The following is a 20,167-nucleotide window of genomic DNA, read 5'->3' on the forward strand; positions in this document are numbered from 1 at the left end:
AATATGGATGTCAAAAAGATCGCAAAGCTCGCTCATTTGGAGATAACCGACGAAGAGGTCGCCATCTACACGCCGCAGATGGAGCAGATCGTCGGCTATATTGAGCAGCTCAATGAGCTCGATACCGGCGACGTTGAGCCGATGCTCGGCGGGTTGACCGCTGCCGGACAGGCGACCGACGCGATCCGCGAAGACGAGATCGGCACAAGCCTCGGGACTGAAGCGGCACTGAGCCGTGCTCCGGCCTCAACCGACGGCCACTTTCAGGTGCCGAAGGTACTATGAAGATCGCCTGGCTGATGGCGGCCGCCATTTTCGCCGCCGGGTGCAGCTTGCCGCAGCTCGAGCCGGCGGAGTGCGGCGAGTCGCGGCCCGCGTTGCGGGAGTTTTACTCGACCCATTTTGCCGGCGATATGCTTTTCTCAAAGGAACGGCTCGAGGAAAAGCGGCGGCATTTGACCGACCGGTTCTATCAGTCGCTCACGGCGGCCACCGGTGACGCCGACCCATTCACTTCCGGCACCGCAGATGTGCCGCGAGCGTTCAGGATCGGGAGCTGCGAAAAACCGGCCGAGGGGCGGACGTCGTTCGAGGTGCTGCTCTTCTGGCGTGACGAGACCCGCACGGAACAGCGAGCGATCACGGTTGAAATGGAACGCTCGGGCGATGCCTGGCTGATCGATAAAGTTAATAACTGAGACCTGATGCTAAAGAACGAGATCGAACGCGTTTTGACCAATGCCGAGCGGCTAAATGACCAGCTCGGCTCGTTTTTGTCGATTGAGCGGGATCATGCTCTCGGGCGTTCCGAAGCCATTGAAAATGCCTCGGGCGAGCTTCCGCTCCGCGGCGTGCCGATCGCCATCAAGGACAACATCTGCACCAAAGACATTCGCACCTCGTGCGGCTCGCGGATACTTGCGAACTATACCGCCCATTACGACGCGACCGCCGTGCAGAGGCTTAACGCCGCCGGTGCCGTCACCGTCGGAAAGACCAACATGGACGAGTTCGCGATGGGTTCCTCGAACGAGAACTCTGCGTTCGGCCCGGCTCGGAATCCCTGGGACCCGGAACGCGTTCCCGGCGGAAGCTCGGGCGGTTCGGCAGTCGCTGTGGCTTCGGGTGTGGTCGATGTTGCCCTTGGTTCAGAGACGGGAGGCTCGGTGCGTCAGCCCGCGGCTCTTTGCGGCATCTATGGCCTAAAGCCGACCTATGGACGCATCTCGCGTTACGGGCTTGTCGCGTTTGCGTCTTCGCTCGATGCGATCGGTGTTTTTGGCAGCTCGGCGGGCAAGATCGCTGATGTCCTTGGCGTTGTCGCCGGCCGTGACCCGCTTGATTCGACCTCGGCAGACGTTCCGGTGCCGGATTATTCATCGATGCTCGACGGCAGCCTCGAAGGCAAACGCATCGGCGTGCCGCGGGCGTTCTTTGGCGAAGGGCTTGATGAGGAAGTGCGGGCGGCGGTCGAAGCTTCTATCGATAATTTCCGCAAGCTCGGCTGCGAGGTGGTTGACATCGAACTCCCGCACGCCAAATACGGCATCGCGGTCTATTACATCATCGCGACCGCCGAGGCATCGTCAAACCTTGCCCGCTATGACGGCGTCCGCTACGGCGTTCGTGCCGAGGATGCTCACGAGCTGCGGCGAATGTATTTCAAGACCCGCGAAGAGGGCTTCGGCCCCGAGGTCAAACGCCGCATAATGCTCGGCACTTATGTGCTCTCGAGCGGCTATTACGACGCCTATTACTCCAAGGCACAGAAGGTCCGGGCTCTCGTCCGTGATGACTACAAGACGGCTTTCGAGAACTGCGACTTCGTGCTGACGCCGACCTCGCCGACCACCGCTTTCCGCTTGGGCGAACGCTCCGACGACCCGCTGGCGATGTATCTGAGCGACATTTACACCGTTTCGGCAAATCTCGCCGGACTGCCCGCGATCAGCATTCCCTGCGGGCTTTCGTCCGAAGGCCTGCCGATCGGCGTCCAGCTCGTCGGGAATTACTGGGCCGAGGGCGACCTGCTCAATGCCGCAAATATTTACGGCACCGAACACCCGCTCGACGCCAAGCCGCTGATCCACGCTGAATAAAGACCGGAACAACGGCTAAGGGGCCGAGCCCATCATTACATCGCTAAACTCGACCGGCGGTGCGGCGACGATCATCGGCGAGTTCCCGTTCGGCGGAAAGCAAAACAAAGTGCCTTCCCATGCTCCGAATTCATATCTGCCGTTCGATAGGCCTTCGTGCCTGCGGTACCACTGTATCTTGTCCGCAGCGTAAACGTTGGCATTGGTGTGGATCGCGAGTGCTCCCATCAGGTACTGGCCATCCGCTGTCGTGCCTTCATTGCCCGGCTGGGTATCACCTGCCCCGCACGAATAAACGACAATGTTGTCAACCTTGCCCGCGATCGCCGACCACATTGCGACGTTCGTATGCAGCACATTCTCGCGGCCAAGCTGGAGCCCCATACCGCCCGCGTCCATCGACATCGCGGCATTTCGATTCGATCCGGCATAGCCGTGGCAAAGCACGAACATCGAGTGGATCTTGCCGCCGGATGCCCGAGCCGTACCGTTAATGCTCGCAAAGGCATTTGCCAAGGCCACCTCGGCATCTGTGTTAAAGATTGAAAGATTAGCTCGTGAAGGGACACCGCCCCCGAGTCGCTTGTCGCGAAGTGCAAAATATCTCGCCATGATCTGAATATCCTCCGGTTCTTCCTGCCGGCAACAAACGCCGCCGGCCGGAACGAAATTTTATGATTGATCGGTAACACGGGAGCAAATCCCGTTCGTCTAACATCGAGACTGCAAGAGCATCGGCTTTTTGCGTAACCGCCGCCGCCGCGAGAGCGAGAGCTCCACATTGAAAGAACCTCGCGGCGAATATACACCCGAAACCAATTACAGCCAAGCGCTTCTCAGGCCGAATGCAAAAAAAACGGGCCCGCGCATTGTGCGAGCCCGCTTTTTGCTTTTGTTGGCTAAAACGCCCTTACTCTGTTATCCCGACCTGTGTCAGTGCGTAGGCATATTCGAACGCCACTTCCTTCAGGCGGTCGTAGCGGCCCGAGGAACCGCCGTGGCCGGCACCCATGTTGGTCTTGAGCAGGACGACGCTGTCGTTCGTCTTGTATTCGCGGATCTTGGCCGCATATTTTGCTCCTTCCCAATACGGCACCTGGCTGTCGTTTAGCGAAACCTCGACCAGCATATTCGGATACGCCATCTTCTTTATCTGGTCATATGGTGAATAGCTGTACATATAGTCCCAGGCCTTTTTGTCGTCCCGCGGGTTGCCCCATTCATCCCATTCCTCGGTCGTCAGAGGCAGCGTCTCGTCGATCATCGTGTTCATCACATCGACGAACGGCACCTGCACGATCGCGGCTTTGTAGAGTTCCGGAGCCTGGTTCATCACCGCACCCATCAGCAGGCCGCCGGCTGAACCGCCCTGAATTACAAGCCGGTCGCTCGATGTGTATTTGTTCTTAAGCAGCCACTTCGACGAATCGACAAAGTCGTTGAAGGTGTTCATCTTCTTGAACATTCGGCCGTCCTGCCGCCACTTTTCGCCAAGCTCGCCGCCGCCGCGGATCTGGGCAAGGGCGAAGATCATTCCGCGATCGACCAGCGAAAGCCTGGCGGTCGAGAAGTTCGGCGTCATCGAGGCACCGTATGAACCATAAGCGTAAAGCAGCATCGGCGACTTGCCGTCGAGCTTTGTGCCCTTTTTCATCATCAGGATGACCGGGACCTTTACGCCGTCGCGGGCATCGGCCCAAACGCGGGTCGTCTCATACTGCGTTTTGTCGTAGCCGCTCGGTATCTCCTGCTGCTTGATGAGCTTGGATTGCCGCGTTCGCAGGTTGAATTCAAAGGTCGATTGCGGCGTGATCATCGACGAATAACCAAACCGAATGACGTCCGTTTCGTACTCCGGATTGTACGCGAGACTCATCGTGTAAACGCTTTCGTCGGTCGGTATCCGCATCGGTGCCCGCCGCGTTTTCATATCCATCACACGGAGGTACTCAAGCCCGTTCTCAAGCTCCGAGACAACGGCGAAATCCTTAAAGAAATCGATACCCTCGATCTTGATGGCCGGGTTGTGCGGGATGTAATCCTTCCAGTTGTCTTCGCTCGGATCCTTCTGCCCGACCCGCATCACTTTGAAGTTTTCGGCGTCCTTGTTCGTTCTGATAAAGAACTCGCCGTTGTTGAAGTCGGCCGAATACTCATGCCCCTCACGCCGCGGCGAGAGCACGCTGAACACGCCGTCCTTGACCGCGTTGGCCGGAAGATAGCGGTATTCGCTCGAGGTTTTGGCGAATGAAGCGATGAAATACATCTGCTTATCGCGGCTACGCCCGATGCCCGTGTTGAAGAGCACGTCCTTTTCTTCAAAAATGAGCTCGGTGTTCTTCGTCCCGACTTCGTGCCGCCAGACCTTGTCGGAACGCTTTGAGACCGCGTCTTCCTGGCCGATAAAGAGGAACTTGCCATCCGGCGACCATTCGACGCTGGTCACCCGCTCGATCTTATCCGGAAGCACCTTGCCGGTGCGGAGATCTTTGACCTGGAGGGTATATTGACGATAGCCGGTCGTGTCGGTCGCATAAGCGAGCATATTGCCATCGTCGCTCGGTTCAGCGTTGGAGACAGCAAAATACTTAAAGCCCTCGGCCATTTTGTTCAGGTCGAGCAGAACTTCGGGGTTCGCCCCGTCCGCGGCCTTGCTGCGGAGATAGGTCGCATACTGCTTTCCTTCCTCGGACTTCGAGAAGTACCAATAGTCGCCCCGCTTGACCGGAACGCTCAGGTCGGTCTGTTTGATCCGGCCGAGCATTTCCTTATAGAGCTCGTCGACCATCGGCTGATGCTTGCCCATGTGGTGCTCGACGTAGGCATTCTCATCCTCAAGATACTTGATGATCTCGGGGGCTTTCTTCTCGTTACGGTCACGCATCCATGCGTAATTGTCCGTGATCTCGTATCCATGGATCTTAAGGACACTCGGGACCTTTTTCGCTACGGGTGGTTTCATATCTTTCTGGGCGAGTGCGGCCGGGCCGCTGCTCGCTAGCAGTGCTATTGTCGCAAATGACAGCAGTCTCTTCATCATCGTTGCTCCTTATTTTTGATGGCTCCCGAATATGTGGCGTTAACAGAAGTTGATACGTTCGATGATATTCCTTTGTTTCGGGTTCGGCAAAAGATGAAGGGCCGCACCGCGGAAAGCGATGCAGCCCTTTGTTCATTGAAACCGCACTATTCGCCGGCGGTTGCTTCTGCACCATCGCGGAAGAAGGTGCTGACGGCAAACATCGACGGGAACCCGTTCGGCAGTTCTTCCGGTCGGACCGGATAGCCGCAGACCTGATGGCCGAGCCCGAGAGCGGCGAACGCCTGCTCGTCGTTGAGTGCACGGTAATCAAAGCCCGGGATCAGCGATGCGACGCCGGCGGCCGCCTGCTGACGCGGCATCTTCTCATCCGACATCGCGGCATTATAGGCAAAGGTCGCCATGATCACGGCCGAACGCTTCAGGTCCTCTTCGATCGTCCGATCGGCAACGTCCTGCGTTGTGTGCCAGGTGCGGCCGAAGTATTCGATCGGGTCCTGAATGAACTGGAAGCCCGGAAGCCCAACGCCCGTGAAGGCGAGGTGGTCCGTTCCGCCGACCGAATTGATGCTAACGGTCTTTGCACCGAGGTCGTGGAAAGGCTCAAACCAAGTGCGGAACATCGGCCTCAGGGCCTCATTGCCCTGCATGTTGATGCCGCGGATCTGGCCCGTGCCATTATCGAGGTTGAAGTAGGCAGCAAACTTGTCGTAAGCCGGAAGCTTTGTCAGCGTCCGCGGGCCGCCTGAGAGTGCGGCAAAGGCTGCGTTGTCCGAGCCATCGCCGATACGGGCGAAATTCTTCGCAACGTAACCGCGGGCACCGAGCAGTCCTTGCTCCTCACCGGTCCAGAGTGCGATCCGGATCGTCCGGCGGGGCTTGAGGCCGGTCGCCGCGAGGATACGCATCGCTTCCATCGTGACCGTCACGCCCGCACCATTGTCGGTCGAGCCGTTGCCGGCGTGCCACGAATCAAGGTGGCCGCCGATCATTACGACCTCATCGGCGAGGTCCGTTCCCGGGATCTCGGCGATGGTGTTGTAGCCCTGCAGATCGTCCCCAAAGAACTGGACCGCCAGATCGACCGTCATCTTGACCGGGATGCCCTGCTTCAGAAGACGATAGACGCGGTTGTATTGCTCGGTCTCGGCGACAAGCTGCGGAATGGTCGGAGCAGCTCCTTTTGAATAAACTCGCATTCCCGCAAACGGGCTCTGGCCCGGAACCGGCGTCGTCGGTGCCGGCGAGGCTCCCATGACGCGGATCGTTCCCGAATCAGTTCCCATGCTCGGCTCGACCAAAACAGCAACGCCTTCTTCAAAGTAGAAGCGGTACTTTCGCTGGTTGAACGATTGATTGCCCGCTCCCCCAGCGCCTTGGCGTCCGCGGTTCTGCTGGACGTTATCCTGCGGCTTTGCGGCATCAAGCTTGGCGAGTTCGTCGTCCGACGTACGCGAAGCGACCGGACTAAAGCCCGGCTCAACGCGGCGTTCCGGAGCGGTGAAGACGATCGCACCTTTCAGCTTGCCATTGTATTTCTCAAGGCCCGCCTCATCGGTCGCGTCAACATAGACCACGTCGCCGGTGATGGCTCCATTGGTCGAGGGCGACCATGCCTTCGGATATGAGCGGAATGCGACGAATTCGCCGTTCGCATCGACCGAGGCCGTGAACCGCTTCAGTTCCCAGCCCTTGCCAAATTCGCCCCAGGGGTCGATGGCGGCATTCTTCATGCCCCACTTTTCGAGCTGTTCCTTGGTCCAGGCGTTTGCCCGGCGTTGTGCGGGCGAGTTGGTCAACCGGGCGCCGATAACGTCGCTGAGGTACTTCATCGTCGCCATTGCCTGCGAGCGGTTCATGCCCTCGTCGCGGATGCGGTCAACCGAAGGCCGTTCGACGGCCGGTGCCGGCTGCGCGAGGACAAGCCCGGGCGCAACCATCGTCAAAACTAGTAAAAATGCGAGTCTTTCTCTCTTGAACATCGATCAATTGTCTCCTAAATGTGTGATTCGCAGACCATTTTGCTGGATTGCGCCGCAGGTGGGCAAGTCAATGTCGTGCGATGTGTGCTGAATACGATGTTATTTACGCACAGGCCGATGCCAATGTTTCATACAAGCCACGTAAGAAACCGCTTTTCGATTCCCAAAACCATTGCGTAATCGTTCCGGTTCGGTGATAATCACTCTTTGCCGCCGTTTAGTGCGGGCGTCTATATCAGATCGATCACATAAAATGAGGATATTGGTTACCGGCGGTGCCGGATTTATCGGTTCGCACCTTTGCGAAAGGCTGCTCAATGAGGGCAACGAGGTGATTTGCCTCGATAATTTCTTCACCGGGCGGAAGGCGAATGTCGCACATCTTTTCGACGATCGCCGCTTTGAGCTCGTCCGCCACGACGTCACCGAACCGATCCTGCTTGAGGTTGACCAGATCTATAACCTCGCCTGCCCGGCCTCGCCGATCCATTATCAGTTCAACCCGGTCAAGACCGTAAAGACAAGCGTGATGGGCATGATAAACATGCTCGGGATGGCGAAGAGGGTAAAGGCCCGGATACTTCAGGCCTCGACCAGCGAGGTTTACGGCGATCCGCTTATTCATCCGCAGACAGAAGATTACTGGGGCAATGTGAACCCGATCGGCCCGCGAAGCTGCTACGACGAAGGAAAACGCGTCGCCGAAACGCTGATGATGGATTATCATCGGCAAAATGACGTCGATACCCGTATCGTCCGTATTTTCAACACTTACGGCGAGCGGATGATGGAAAACGACGGCCGCGTGGTTTCAAACTTCGTTGTCCAGGCACTCAGAGGCGAGCCCTTGACCATCTACGGCGATGGCAGCCAGACGCGTTCGTTCTGTTACGTCAGCGACCTCGTCGATGGCTTAATTCGCCTTATGAACACTGAGGCCGAAGGCATTCATCTCCCGGTCAACATCGGCAATCCCGGCGAATTTACGATGAATGAACTCGCCGAAGAGGTCGGCAAAGCGACCGGAAAGCAGATCGAGATAAAACACTTTCCGCTGCCGCAGGACGACCCGAAGCAGAGAAAGCCGAACATCGAGCGAGCCCAGAAGTTGCTCGGATGGGAACCGAAGGTGTCGCTGGCTGAGGGACTGAGGAAGACCGTTGCCTATTTTGCTGAGTCGATCGGTGATGCGGCTGCTACTGCTCGCGATTGATCGTTTCAATTGACACTAGCTTTAGCTAGTGGTAGGGCAACACACAAAGTTTTTAGGCTTTAGCCGAATGGTGGGCTAAAGCCCGAGATTTTTTTTTAGCTGTAAACCACTATCTGAAGCTAGTGGCAATTGACATATGAAAATTTTAATCACAGGCGGGGCCGGATTTGTCGGCAGCCATCTTGCAGACAAACTCATTGCCGAAGGGCATTCCATCACGGTCATCGACGACCTTTCGACCGGCCGTTACGCCAACATTGAGCACCTTGAGGGCCACGAGCGTTTTCGGCTGATCATCGACACGGTGATGAACCAGTCGCTGATGGAAGACCTGATCCGCGATACCGACCGCGTGTTCCACATGGCGAGCGCCGTCGGCGTCCGGCTCATCATGGAACAGCCGGTCAAGACCATCGAGACCATCTTCCATGGCACCGATGTTGTGCTTAAGTTCTGCTCGCGTTACCGCAAGCCGGTGCTCATCCCTAGCACGTCCGAGGTTTACGGCAAGGGTGCTTCGGTTCCCTTCCGCGAGGAAGATGACCTGCTGACCGGCGCGACCGACAAGCACCGATGGGCATATGCCTGTGCCAAGACGCTTGATGAATTCCTCGCTCTCGCCCATTTTAAGGAAACGCGGCTGCCGGTCGTTGTTGTCCGGCTTTTCAACACCGTCGGCCCGCGGCAGACCGGGCAATACGGAATGGTCGTGCCTCGCTTCGTTCACGCCGCGATGAAAAACGAGCCGATCACAATTCACGGCGATGGCACACAGTCCCGCTGTTTCGGCCATGTGCTTGACGTCGTTGAGGGGCTAACAAAGGTGCTCGACACGCCGTCCTGCCTCGGTCAAGTTATTAACCTTGGAAACGACGAAGAGACCTCGATCAAGCAGCTTGCTGAAAAGGCCATTGAGCTCACCGGAAGCACGAGCGAATTGCACTTCGTTTCATACGATGAAGCCTATGGCGAGGGCTTTGAGGACATGCAGCGACGCGTCCCGAGCCTCGACAAGGCCAAACGAATGATCGGTTACCAGCCAACCCGAAGCCTTGCTGACATCATCAATGATGTTATCCGCGAGGCGAAAGGCAGCTCCGCCGCCGGATCTACGAATGCTTAGACGTACATTAATTTCAACTCTCGCGGCCGCATCGCTCGCGGCGTTCGTTATTCTGCTATTTCCCGCCGAGAGTGCGGCTCAGTCGGGTGGGATCAAAGGGCGAGTTCGCACCGTATCCGGCAAAGCCATCCCAAACGCGACCGTCACCGCACGGCTCGATGGCAAGGACGTCCGCTCGGCAACAACAGACCGAAACGGGAGCTTTGAGATCAATGGGCTTTCTTCGGGAAATTACAATGTTGTGGTCGATGCAACGGGCTTTGCCTCGGGCATCCGCTATGGCGTCGAGGTCAAGAATAGCGTACGAAATATCGGCGACCGCCTGATTCTCAATGTAGATCAGGGCACGCTCGTCATCATTCGCGGAAGCGTTTTCTTTAAGGAAGGAAACAGTATGCAGGGTGCAAAGGTCGAACTCTTTGAGGTCGGCAGCAACGGCTCGCTGAAACGATTAGGCCAGGCGTTCACTTCCTTGCAGGGCGAGTTCACCTTCCGCCGTCCCGAGGGACCGGCAAAGCTTCGCGTCACCGCAAGTTTTAAGGGCGTTAGTGCCTCGAAAGATATTGAAGTAGAAACTGCTGCGATCTACCGTACTGCGATCTCGCTCGATATCTCACGCAACGACCGTTAGTTGATCGTCTCTGATATCTCGTCCGGAGCTGCCGAAGCTTCAAGCCCATTCTGGTCGATCACCATCAGCGGAAATTCCTCAAGCACGCGGCCATCAGCCAGAGTTTGCACCCAGTAGGTTCCCGGGCTTTCGAGCATTATATTGACGAAAAAGCTGACGTTGTCGGTAAAGCCGCCAGTGGCAAGCTCGATCTTGGTCGGTTGCGAACTGACGACGACCCGCTCCCTGTCCGGTGCAAGGATCCGCACTTCCGTATCGTAGCGGCCGCTGCCGGTCCAATGGTTGATCACCGCGAATTTGATCAGCGATATCGGCAGCTTCTCAACCATTATGTTCTGAAAGATACCCATCAACGAGATCTTGTTGCCCATCTCGATACGGACATCGTCACATAAAAGCGTGTAAACAAGTTTTAGGTCGTTCATCATTTCAGCCGCCCTTTTACCGCAACATCAGAAATGCTTATGATTTTTGCCTTTCATCTCCAATAGGTCAAGAGTATAATCCGAAACTATCGGAAAAAGGCCAAACTGTTCGAGCGAAGATAGCTCGTTTGGCCCGCTTTCGTTGCACAAGGGGGAAACTAATGCTCTATTACGTTCTCATCTGTCTTTGTCTTGTCCTGACCGGTGTCGCCGGGCTCCAAATGGCCTACATGTTTTACCTTGATCGGCTGGATAAGGAACGCAAACGAAGACTGCGTCAGCTCGAACGCCGGTGTCGTGCACTTTCCGCCAGGCTCGAGCGGGCCGAGGAGCGAATGGCCGAACAGGACGAATTGCTCGGAGCTTTCGGTGCTGCTCCGGAGCACGAAGATAATTGGGCGGACGTGATCGAATAAAGCGGGAGGCTATTCGACTTTGAGTTCCGCGATCGTCGCTCCCCAACCGTCGGACATCTCGTCGCCGCTTTTGAAGCTGCTTACGAAGTCTGTCTCCGAGAGCACTTTTCTTACGATCTCACGCTGAACGCCAATGCCCTTGCCGTGGATCAGCCGCACGATCCGAAACCCCTTCCGCCGTGCTTCCTCAAGATAAGCCTCGGTTACGGCCTTAATATCCTTCGGGTGAAAGGCGTGAAGATCGAGCGAATCCGTTATCTCAAGCTCGACCGTTTCCGGAAACGGGTTTTCCAGATCATCTTCCATTTCACCGGCCTTGCGTTGTGTAGTATTGTGCGATGTCCTCGGGCTGCGTGACGCGGACGCGATTGCGGTCGCGGAAAACGACGAAACGCTTCTCGTCCATTCTTCCTTCAGGATGCCGAATGCGAATCGAAAACGTCTTGTTGTCGCCCGAGCCTTCGACCCTCAGCGGCAGCGTCCCCCAAACCTCGCCGGTCGAACGCCAGACGGTGTAAAAGCTCTGATTGTATTTATCGAACGCAAGGACGAGAATGCCGTCAAAGTCCGGCTCCTCGCCGTCGATCGCTTTCGAAACATTCGTGCGTGTGAGTATCACCCAATTGCCCGGCGTCGCATTGCGGTCTGCCGTGACAGAACTGCTTTGGGCATCGCTGTCGAGCCGCTGCCAGGTGACGAACTTCCGATTGTTCTGCTGGAAAAAGGCGATCTCGCTCGGGATATCAAGTTCGACCTGTCGGCCAAAAAGCCAGCCCGCCGGAGCCGGCGAGACCGAAGGATCAAGCTTCACCAGATACCAGATGTCGTATTTCTCATCGAGCCTTTCCGGTTCGTTGGCTTCTTTCGCGGCAGCAATGTCTTCATCTACCTCGCCCCGTTGAGCGGCGGGGTCTTCGGGGTCGACGACCTGCTGTTTGGGAACAAAGTTCCAGTCCATTATTTCGAAGTTCGAACCATTCGATAACCGAAAAAGCACATTTTCTGCATTCACTTCAGGCCCGAGACGAAGGTTTGACGCCGCTCTCAGTTTTCCGGCTGCCTGTGGAGACTGGTCCTTGAACTGCTCAGCTAGCTTTTGCGACCGCTCGAGCACTTCGCTTGTGATGACGTTCTGTGCCTCGATCCAGCCTTCGGTGTTTTCCTCATCGCGAGCCCGGACGCGGTACCAGATCACCTTCTCAAACTCCATCTGGTCGAGCACATCGAGCCGCTCGCCGCGTTTTACCTCAAGAAGGTCCGCCGCGACGACCGCATACGACGTGCGGATCTGCGCCGTTTTCGCGATCACGATCGCCGTATCGGAGAGCCCGACCGCCTGCGAGAACGTGTCGACGGTCGAATCTAAAAGGCTGCAGGCCGGCTGCGTGGCCACGAGCGCAATGGTAAGGATTAGGAATGCTACTTTACTTCTCATTCTGATATCTCGGTCTTCGACGCTCGCTATTATAACCCAGATCGCGGAGTATCGCCCTCTGCCGGCCGTTCGGCTTTTCGCTTAGGGTGAATCTCCGGCCGTCCCATAAAATGCCCGCCGGAAGCGCGAGCTTTCCGAGCTCAAGCCTGTCGCTTCCTTTGATGTGCCGTTCGGCGATCAGCGTTGTTTCCGGCGCTTCGCCGAGCATCCGCAGGATCGTCGCATTGCCGTCGGCCTCGCGTTCACGATTCTCGGTATAAAGCCGCTTGAGAAAACCATCCATTGAACGCTTTCCGCGGCTCGCGTCCTGCATCGCAAGGTCAAGTGCGAACGCGGTCAGGATGCCGCGGGCGTAGACGCCGGTCGAGTTTCCCGACCATCTTCCGCCGGACGACATTAGCTGCGAACCGGCCGGCATTCTCGCCTCGATCGCCGCTGCTCGCGAGAGCGTTTCAAGGAAGTTCGTGAAAGATATCCGCCCAAGCCTCGCTCCGGTCTTCAGTGAATGATAAAGCGCCGCTCCCTCGTAAAACCAGTCATAGTTCCCAGTGAGTTTGACGCCATTCGGCAGCCAGAGATGAAAAAGCTCGTGCCGAAGCTGCTCGTGCAGCCGCTGTGTCGATTGCGTTTTGAACGGCGTGTCGCCTGAGACGATCGTGACCGTTTGGCCGCGTGTTTCCGCCGCCCACTCGCCGACCCCGCCGCCTTGCGGAAACGGCAGTAGGTTGACGAGGACATTCTCCGCCGGGCCGCGGTCGAAGAGCTTCTCATATTCCTCCGCGATCTCGCGGAGCATCCCTTCGGCGTCCGCACGGGTGAACTGCCACTCACCCGTGATGAGCATTTCATATTTCGTGCCGCGTCTCGAGCGAAACTCGATCGGCCGTTCGCCTTCTCTTAGGATCGCGATCACGGCCCGCGAAACATCGGGGATGACCATCGAACCGTCCGGCCCGGCCTTGTATGTCGAGACCGCTCGCCAGCCTTCAGGTAGTACTACCTTGACCCGAGCCGACCGCTCACGCCTGCCCTCAAAAGGCAGCAGATCACCGAGCATCAAGAGCCCGCCCGCATTTCCGAGCCACGAAAGATGCGGTGACGCAAGGCGATTCGCGGGCGGCCGGAGATCGATATCGTAGCTCCAACGCACGGGCGGCCGCGGTGCGAGATACTCGCCCGCAACAAGCCGACGGAGCGAAAGCTCTGCACTATCCGCATCAAAAGCTTGAACTTCGCCTAGCCTCTCGCCTAAGCCCTCAACGCCCGCAACACCGAGTACGAAAGAGATATTGCTCTTCGCCGCCTGCTCATCATTGCGGACATAGCTCCCCGTCACCGCTGCCTTTTTTGCCTCGAGATCTAGCCTAATTTCGACGTCAGAGCCTTGCGCAGCGGCAAATGTAAAAATTTGTAAAATTAACAGAAATGCCCAAAATACAGCCTTGTTGAGCCTTAACCTCGTTGACACTTCACCGCGTGCAGGCATAAACTTAAAGTTTGGAAGGTACTTTGACGGGCTCTTTATCACATTTCCAAGGATAGTATGAGTGTCATCAAAATTGTAGTGTACGTCCTAGCAGTCGTGCTGAGCATCCTGTTCTTCGGCCGGTTCTTTTTCTAAGAAACGGCGGGGCATAGGGTAGCAATTATGCTGAGCCCTCGACGCTCGCAGGTCATATTCATGCTTCAATCGGCGGCCTTTCGCGGCCGCTTTTGTATTTCAAACACCTCGCAAACCCTCCGAATTTCCGCTCCGCATAACCCAAGTGGTAGAGTGTAGTTTTTATTCATTCCAGAGGGAGATCAAATGTCAGGTAACGTTAAGATCAAGCGGGCTCTAATAAGTGTTTCGGACAAGGCGGGTATAGTTGAACTTGCCCAGTATCTTCAATTGAATGGTGTCGAGATCCTCTCGACCGGCGGCACGGCCCGCTCGCTTCGCGAAAGCGGCGTCGCCGTGACGGACGTCAGCGAAGTGACCGGCTTTCCTGAAATGATGGACGGCCGCGTCAAAACGCTCCACCCGAAGATCCATGGAGCATTCCTCGCCCTCCGCGACAACGCCGAGCACGTGGCGGCGATGGAGCAGCACGGAATCGAGCCGATCGATCTCGTTGTCGTTAACCTTTACCCCTTCGAAGAAACCATCGCCAAGGAAGGCGTTTCGCTTGAGGAAGCGATCGAGAATATCGACATCGGCGGCCCGGCGATGATCCGCTCGGCTTCAAAGAACTGGCGAAGTGTCGCGGTCGTCACCGATCCGCGGCTCTATCCCGACCTCGTCGCCGAGATGAAGGAGACCGCCGGATCGCTCTCAATGGAAACACGTAAGCGGTTGGCAACGCTCGCCTACACCCGCACGGCTAGCTACGACCTCGCGATCTCGTCCTACCTTGCCGAGCAGCTCTCGGACGATGAGCTCGAACAGCTCGAGCAATTCAACCCGCTCGGCGATATGATGTTCATCGACGCCGATGACGACGAGGGCGAAGAATACGACCTGAGCAACCCGCTCCCGCCGACGCTCGACAGCATTCTCGATAAGGTAACCGACCTTCGCTACGGCGAAAACCCGCACCAGAAAGCAGCCCTCTACACCACCGGAAACGAAGGCGGCATCGCCAATGCCGAGCAGCTTCTCGGCAAGGAGATGTCGTACAACAACTACGTCGATGCCGAGGCCGCCTGGAACCTTGTGCAGGACTTCGACGACCTCGCCGTCGCGATCATCAAACACACAAATCCCTCGGGTGTCGGGCTTGGCTCGACTAATCTTGAGGCCTACCAACGAGCCCTCGCGACCGATCCCGTTTCAGCATTTGGCGGCATCGTCGCCTTTAACCGAACGGTCGATGCCGAGGCGGCCGAGGCGGTTGTAAAGGTCTTTACTGAGGTCGTCGTCGCCCCGGATTTTTCGCAGGGCGCACTCGACGTTTTTGAAACGAAAAAGAATCTCCGCGTGCTTCGCGTTCACCCGGAGATGGGAGCGACCGGGCTTGAGGTCCGTCAGATCACAGGCGGGATGCTCGTCCAGCAAACCGATTCGCACCGCCTTGCCGAGGACATGCTCCGCATCGTCAGCAACCGCCGGCCGACCGAGGACGAGATCCGCGAGATGCTCTTCGCCTGGACCGTCTGCAAGCATGTGAAATCAAATGCGATCGTTCTTGCCGCAGGCGGCCGCACCATCGGCGTCGGTGCCGGACAGATGAACCGCGTCGATTCCGTCCGCATCGCAGCGATGCGGGCCGAACGCTTCGAGCTCCCGGTCAAGGGCTCGGTGCTCGCTTCGGACGCCTTCTTCCCGTTCCGCGATAACGTTGACGAGGCAGCAAAAATTGGCGTCGCGGCGATAATTCAGCCCGGCGGCTCGGTTAAGGACGAAGAATCGATCGACGCGGCGAACGAACACGGCATCGTGATGGCATTCACCGGTATCCGTCATTTTAAGCACTAGTGTTAAACAAGTTTGTTAATGTTTTACCTTAACTTTTTCTTGACATCCGTCTAAGACTGTTTTACTATTCCCAAATACAGGACAACTGAAGCAACGCCCGGAGGGTTTGCGTAAAGCAAATCTCCGGGTCTTTATTTTTCCCCGGTATTGCATCCGCCCGTCACTTGTGTCATATTTCCCGCTGAATCCGCCTCACAGATTGCCTCTCACCGCATGTTCGCTCCCGTACAGCTTGGCCGCTCGGGTGATCAAACCGTCGGCTGCTCGCAAACTTCCCTGTTTTTGTTCGAACCGAAACACTTGGAGGCAACTAGAATGAAACTATTCACTTTTATCATCGCCGCTTCGCTGGCCTTCGTCTCGGCATGCGGCGGCCCGGCGGCAAATACGGGCAACACGGCGGCAAACGCCAATGCCGCTAACGCGACGGCCGCCAAACCCGCGGCACCGACCAAGGAGGCATTCATCGAAATGGAGAAAAAGGCCTACGAGGCTTGGACCAAGGGCGACACCGCCCATTTCGACAAGATGCTTTCCGACAAGTTCGTTGGCTTCAGCGGCGGAAAACGCTACGCCAAGGCCGATGAGATGAAGATGATCGGCTCGGTGAAATGCGAGGCGAAGTCGTGGTCGCACGAAGATGCACAGATGGCCAAGCTCAATGACGACACTTACGTGATGGTCTATAAGAGCAACTTTGACGGAACTTGCACGATGGACGGCAAGACCGAAAAGGTCCCGAGCCCGACCCGTGCGGCGACCATTTGGGTCCGCGAAGGCTCTGACTGGAAGGCCGCATTCCACAGCGAGACCCCGATAATCGACCCGAAGAATCCGCCCGCCGCTCCGCCTGCGGCTTCGGGTGAGAAGAAAGAGGAAGCTTCGGCTGACACTGCAAAGCCGGCCGCCGGCCCGAACACCGAGGCACTGAAGAAGATGCATCAGGGCGGCTGGGACGCTTGGAAGGCAAAAGACGCGAAGTGGTTCAACGACAACATGGCCGCGGCCGCTTCGTTCGTCGATCCGATGGGCACGTACGTCGCCACCAAGGCCGACGCGATCAAGGTCTGGACCGAAACGATGAAATGCGAAGGCGTGACGAAGGCCGAGATCACCGATGCCGTTGCGACCGCGATCTCGCCTACGGTCGAGATCCTGACGCTCAAAGGCGCCGCGGATGGCTCCTGCGACGGGCAAAAGAACGGCCCGCTCTATCAATCGGCGGTCTATGTGAAGGAAGGCGATGCATGGAAGCTTGCCTTTATGTTCGAATCACCGGCGATGTAAGCCGAACGCAATACAAGAAAATGCCTGCGGTGCAAAACACGGCCGCGGGCATTTTTATTTCACGAAAGCGGAGACTTCGATTCCCTGCCCGTCTGTTTCGAAGGTGATAGTTCCGCGGCTTCCGGTGGTAAGCGTTTCGGCTCCGGCCGCGTGCCAGCGTTCGACGACCTGCGGGTCGGGATGCCGGAACCGCGAACGCCGGCCCACGGGTATCACCGCAAACCGCGGCCGCACTGCCCGGACGAACGCCTCTGTCGAGGAGGTCCGGCTGCCGTGGTGCGGAACCTTCACCACATCTGCCTCGAGTTCGGCTCCGCTTTCGATCAAGAGCCGCTCGGCTTCGGCCTCGATGTCGCCGGTGAAAAGGAACCGCCGCTCGCCGAAGGTCAGCATCAGCACCAAAGATCGGTCGTTTTCCGCCAGACTCGGCGAAGCAGTCGCGGCCGGATAGAGCACATCGACCCGAACTCCGCCGACCGTCATCGCTTCGCCGGCCGTTAACCGCTCGGCCGCAACGCCGCGTTCGGCAAGGATCGCGTAAAGCATCTGCGATTCCTCGGTCACGCCCTGAGCCGCAGCAAAATACGCCCGGCCAACGGAGAAATTTCTTGCCACATCGATCAACCCTTGCAGGTGGTCGCTGTCCGCGTGCGAGGCGACAATGTGGTCGATGTGCGAAAGCCCGCGTTCCCAAAGAAACTCCGAAACCACCATCTCGCCGATCCGTGCCCTGTCCGGCTCAAAGTCCTCGTCGCCCTCCGCATCGGTTCGGTAATCGACCTGCCCGCCGGCATCTATCAGCATCGTTTCGCCGTTCGGAAATGTAATGAGGGCCGCATCGCCTTGCCCTACGTCGAGCAGATCGACCCGCAGCTTGCCATTCGGCCGCGGAGCGGAGAGCGGTGTGAAAACGATGATCGACCCGAGCAAAAGCGTCAGTGCAGCAGCGGCCGCCGCGAGCCCTCGCTTCGTAGTCTTATGAATCATCGGACCGGGCTTTATTCGAAACGGATCCCAACGGAAAAGCATCACGGCCAGTGCGACGACCGGGGCAAGATAAAGGAAATAGATCGCAACGCCCGCTCCGGAATATACAGGCATCCGCATCCCGCCTAGCCCAAGGCCGAGCACCGCCTGTGAGCCCCACGCCGCCGCTGTCGAAGCCGCCTCGGCTGCCGCAACGAATGGCATGGCAAGCACGTCGGCGATGCTTCCAAGCAAAAGTGCCGGCACGGCAAGTATCCCCATCGCCGCGACCAGTCCGCCGGTCCAGATGTTCAGCACGATTCCGGCAATCGGTATCCGGTGAAAATAGACTGCCATCAGCGGCAGCAGCCAAAGCTGCACCGAGGCCGAAACTACGACCGCCTCGAAAACGAAACGCACCGATGGGCGTATTCGCTCCCATACACCTCCCGCCACGAGCGGCCGCTTAAAGAGCAATGTCCGCCAGACGTTCCGCCCGCTTTCGATCCGCCAACCCGCCTCGCTCCAGTAAAGTGCTTCGCAGAAGCGTCGCACCGTGCCGGGCACCGCCGGCGGAAACGGAGCTTCCCGCGTTGGCCGCCAGCCGCCGATCGCCCTCAGCTTCTCGATCAGCGGAACGGCGGTCGCGATTATCCCGAAAACGCTGGCAAAGGTCAGTAGCAGCGAGGGGTCGAAGACATCGCTCGGCCGCCAGGCGAGCAACACGAGCGAACAGGCACCGGCGGCATTTAGCATCGAGCCCGCCTGCCCGATCGCCCGCCCAATGAGGATAAAGCTGAACATCAGTGCCGCCCGCGTGACCGGCTTTTCCATCCCGACGGCGAAGGAAAAGATCCAGATCGCCGGCAGAACGATCGCCGCCTGCCGCACCCGCGATCGGACGAACCGGCTCGTGAAATAAAGCAGAAGCCCGGCGATGAAAGTGATATGCAGGCCGGAAATGACGAGCACGTGAAACGTCCCACCCTCGCGGAAGGTCTCAGCGGTTTCGCGGTCGAGGTAGTAGCGGTCGCCGAACATCGCCGCGGCGAGAATGCCGGCTGTCCGCGGGCTGAAAAGCTCTGCCGTACGTTCGATCGCCGCACCGCGTGCCGCAAGCACCGATGCCGCGATCCCGCCGCCTCTGGCAACGCGCTCGATCAGCAGCGGGCTCTTGAGCATGCACGCCGCGTCGATCCCCTGCCGGTCGAGCAGTTCCGGCCGCCGAGCCACCCCGGGATTAAGGTACCTTTCGTCGCGATCGAGACCGCATTCGATGATCACCTTGTCGCCCTGCCGGAGCCCGAGCCGTTCGAGGTCGCCGCGAGCCTCGTCGGAATCGACCGGAACGAACGCCCGAACATCGCCCTCGGTCGCCATTGCCTCGCCGCGGTGGGTGATCTCGGTCGCTGCAATTCGAAGCACCGCCGTCGAGGGCCCGACCTCGACTGCCCGGACAAGCCGCCCGCGGATGGCGACCGGGTCGGCTTGTGGCACGATGCCGAGGTCATAGATCGCCTTTACCCGCACCGGCGAAATTGACGCCGCCTCGTAGATGTATCCAAATGCTCCTGCCGAAAAAAATGCCGCGAGAAGAAGAGCGGTTGCGATCGCGCGCTCACGAAACGCGAAAGCAAGAACAGCCAGCAGGACGCTCGCCGCCGCAAAATATAGCGGCCCTATCGCGGTAAAATTACCGCCCACCGCCGCCCCAAATGCGAACGCGGCCGCAAGCCAGAGGAGCGGATGTCGGGTAAAGCTTCGCGTGGGTGTGGGCTCTCGGTTAGTCAATTCTGATCAGGTGCCGTATCTCGCGGAAACGCTTGTCGCCGATGCCGCGAACAAGCATCAGGCTCTCCGGCCGCCGAAAGGGGCCGTGCTCGTTCCGGTGGCGGATGATCTCCATCGCAAGCCCTTCGCCGATGTTCGGAATTCGGCGGAGCTCATCGATTCCTGCCGTGTTGATGTTAATGGTTTCGTGCGAGGGAGCGGCCGGTGCGGGCTCGAGTTTATATGCAGTTTCTGTGTTTTCGAGGCCTTTTGAACAACCCGCTGCGAGCACCGCGATAAGCAGTAATGCGGTCTTCACTGTG

General features: G+C 58.0%; 18 protein-coding genes. 9 read left to right on the top strand and 9 right to left on the bottom strand.

The window, feature by feature from the left end; all coding sequences use genetic code 11:
• Positions 1–3 precede the first annotated feature (3 nt).
• Genes gatC through gatA form a run of 3 tightly spaced genes read left to right on the top strand, consistent with a single transcriptional unit; the run spans position 4 to position 2,099 of the window.
• Entirely contained in the window at positions 4–285 is a 282-nt protein-coding gene (gene gatC, locus IPM21_01870) for an Asp-tRNA(Asn)/Glu-tRNA(Gln) amidotransferase subunit GatC (GenBank protein MBK9162664.1), read from the top strand.
• Complete coding sequence (locus tag IPM21_01875; GenBank protein ID MBK9162665.1) at positions 282–698, top strand: hypothetical protein; 417 nt, start codon at positions 282–284, stop codon at positions 696–698. Before gatC ends, IPM21_01875 begins: the two co-directional genes overlap by 4 nt.
• Before the next feature lie 6 nt (positions 699–704).
• Positions 705–2,099, top strand: coding sequence for an Asp-tRNA(Asn)/Glu-tRNA(Gln) amidotransferase subunit GatA (gene gatA, locus IPM21_01880; protein ID MBK9162666.1), 1,395 nt, complete (start codon positions 705–707; stop codon positions 2,097–2,099).
• 15 nt (positions 2,100–2,114) lie between these two features.
• On the opposite strand, the gene IPM21_01885 is transcribed toward gatA, so the two are convergent.
• From IPM21_01885 to IPM21_01895, 3 genes are all read right to left on the bottom strand, one after another.
• Positions 2,115–2,711, bottom strand: coding sequence for a hypothetical protein (locus tag IPM21_01885; GenBank protein ID MBK9162667.1), 597 nt, complete (start codon positions 2,709–2,711; stop codon positions 2,115–2,117).
• Between the two features lie 298 nt (positions 2,712–3,009).
• Positions 3,010–5,139 carry a S9 family peptidase gene (locus tag IPM21_01890; protein MBK9162668.1) on the bottom strand — a complete coding sequence of 710 codons (2,130 nt, stop codon included), beginning with the start codon at positions 5,137–5,139 and terminating at the stop codon, positions 3,010–3,012.
• Positions 5,140–5,285: 146 nt separating this feature from the next.
• Positions 5,286–7,121, bottom strand: a complete 1,836-nt coding sequence (locus IPM21_01895) for a M20/M25/M40 family metallo-hydrolase (protein ID MBK9162669.1) — start codon at positions 7,119–7,121, stop codon at positions 5,286–5,288.
• 253 nt (positions 7,122–7,374) lie between these two features.
• On the opposite strand from IPM21_01895, the gene IPM21_01900 reads away from it, so the two are divergent.
• From IPM21_01900 to IPM21_01910, 3 genes are all read left to right on the top strand, one after another.
• A complete protein-coding gene (locus IPM21_01900; protein MBK9162670.1) occupies positions 7,375–8,334 on the top strand; it encodes an SDR family oxidoreductase in 960 nt (319 codons plus the stop codon).
• Positions 8,335–8,470: 136 nt separating this feature from the next.
• Complete coding sequence (locus tag IPM21_01905; protein MBK9162671.1) at positions 8,471–9,457, top strand: GDP-mannose 4,6-dehydratase; 987 nt, start codon at positions 8,471–8,473, stop codon at positions 9,455–9,457.
• Positions 9,450–10,088 (top strand): carboxypeptidase regulatory-like domain-containing protein, encoded by a 639-nt coding sequence (locus IPM21_01910; protein ID MBK9162672.1) that lies wholly within the window; start codon positions 9,450–9,452, stop codon positions 10,086–10,088. Before IPM21_01905 ends, IPM21_01910 begins: the two co-directional genes overlap by 8 nt.
• On the opposite strand, the gene IPM21_01915 is transcribed toward IPM21_01910, so the two are convergent.
• Positions 10,085–10,513 carry a hypothetical protein gene (locus IPM21_01915; GenBank protein ID MBK9162673.1) on the bottom strand — a complete coding sequence of 143 codons (429 nt, stop codon included), beginning with the start codon at positions 10,511–10,513 and terminating at the stop codon, positions 10,085–10,087. The two genes, IPM21_01910 and IPM21_01915, sit on opposite strands and share 4 nt — an antisense overlap.
• 161 nt (positions 10,514–10,674) lie before the next feature.
• Here IPM21_01915 and IPM21_01920 point away from each other — a divergent pair, with 161 nt between their 5' ends.
• Positions 10,675–10,929 carry a hypothetical protein gene (locus tag IPM21_01920; protein MBK9162674.1) on the top strand — a complete coding sequence of 85 codons (255 nt, stop codon included), beginning with the start codon at positions 10,675–10,677 and terminating at the stop codon, positions 10,927–10,929.
• Between the two features lie 9 nt (positions 10,930–10,938).
• Here the strand turns inward: IPM21_01920 and IPM21_01925 are convergent, their stop codons facing one another.
• The 3 genes from IPM21_01925 to IPM21_01935 are packed head-to-tail and all read right to left on the bottom strand — an operon-like array spanning position 10,939 to position 13,700.
• Positions 10,939–11,235 (bottom strand): Smr/MutS family protein, encoded by a 297-nt coding sequence (locus tag IPM21_01925; protein MBK9162675.1) that lies wholly within the window; start codon positions 11,233–11,235, stop codon positions 10,939–10,941.
• Position 11,236: 1 nt separating this feature from the next.
• A complete protein-coding gene (locus IPM21_01930; GenBank protein MBK9162676.1) occupies positions 11,237–12,364 on the bottom strand; it encodes a hypothetical protein in 1,128 nt (375 codons plus the stop codon).
• A complete protein-coding gene (locus IPM21_01935; GenBank protein ID MBK9162677.1) occupies positions 12,354–13,700 on the bottom strand; it encodes a hypothetical protein in 1,347 nt (448 codons plus the stop codon). The genes IPM21_01930 and IPM21_01935 overlap by 11 nt, the downstream gene beginning before the upstream one ends.
• A 471-nt stretch (positions 13,701–14,171) precedes the next feature.
• Here IPM21_01935 and purH point away from each other — a divergent pair, with 471 nt between their 5' ends.
• Positions 14,172–15,821 (top strand): bifunctional phosphoribosylaminoimidazolecarboxamide formyltransferase/IMP cyclohydrolase, encoded by a 1,650-nt coding sequence (gene purH, locus IPM21_01940; protein ID MBK9162678.1) that lies wholly within the window; start codon positions 14,172–14,174, stop codon positions 15,819–15,821.
• Positions 15,822–16,136: 315 nt separating this feature from the next.
• On the top strand, positions 16,137–17,108 hold the full coding sequence (locus IPM21_01945; GenBank protein MBK9162679.1) for a nuclear transport factor 2 family protein: 972 nt from the start codon (positions 16,137–16,139) through the stop codon (positions 17,106–17,108).
• A 54-nt stretch (positions 17,109–17,162) separates the two neighbouring features.
• Here IPM21_01945 and IPM21_01950 read toward each other — a convergent pair whose 3' ends face one another.
• Entirely contained in the window at positions 17,163–19,865 is a 2,703-nt protein-coding gene (locus tag IPM21_01950; GenBank protein ID MBK9162680.1) for a ComEC/Rec2 family competence protein, read from the bottom strand.
• Entirely contained in the window at positions 19,858–20,163 is a 306-nt protein-coding gene (locus IPM21_01955; GenBank protein MBK9162681.1) for a helix-hairpin-helix domain-containing protein, read from the bottom strand. Before IPM21_01955 ends, IPM21_01950 begins: the two co-directional genes overlap by 8 nt.
• Positions 20,164–20,167: the final 4 nt, after the last annotated feature.

It is taken from the genome of Acidobacteriota bacterium (assembly GCA_016716435.1).
Classification (GTDB): domain Bacteria; phylum Acidobacteriota; class Blastocatellia; order Pyrinomonadales; family Pyrinomonadaceae; genus OLB17.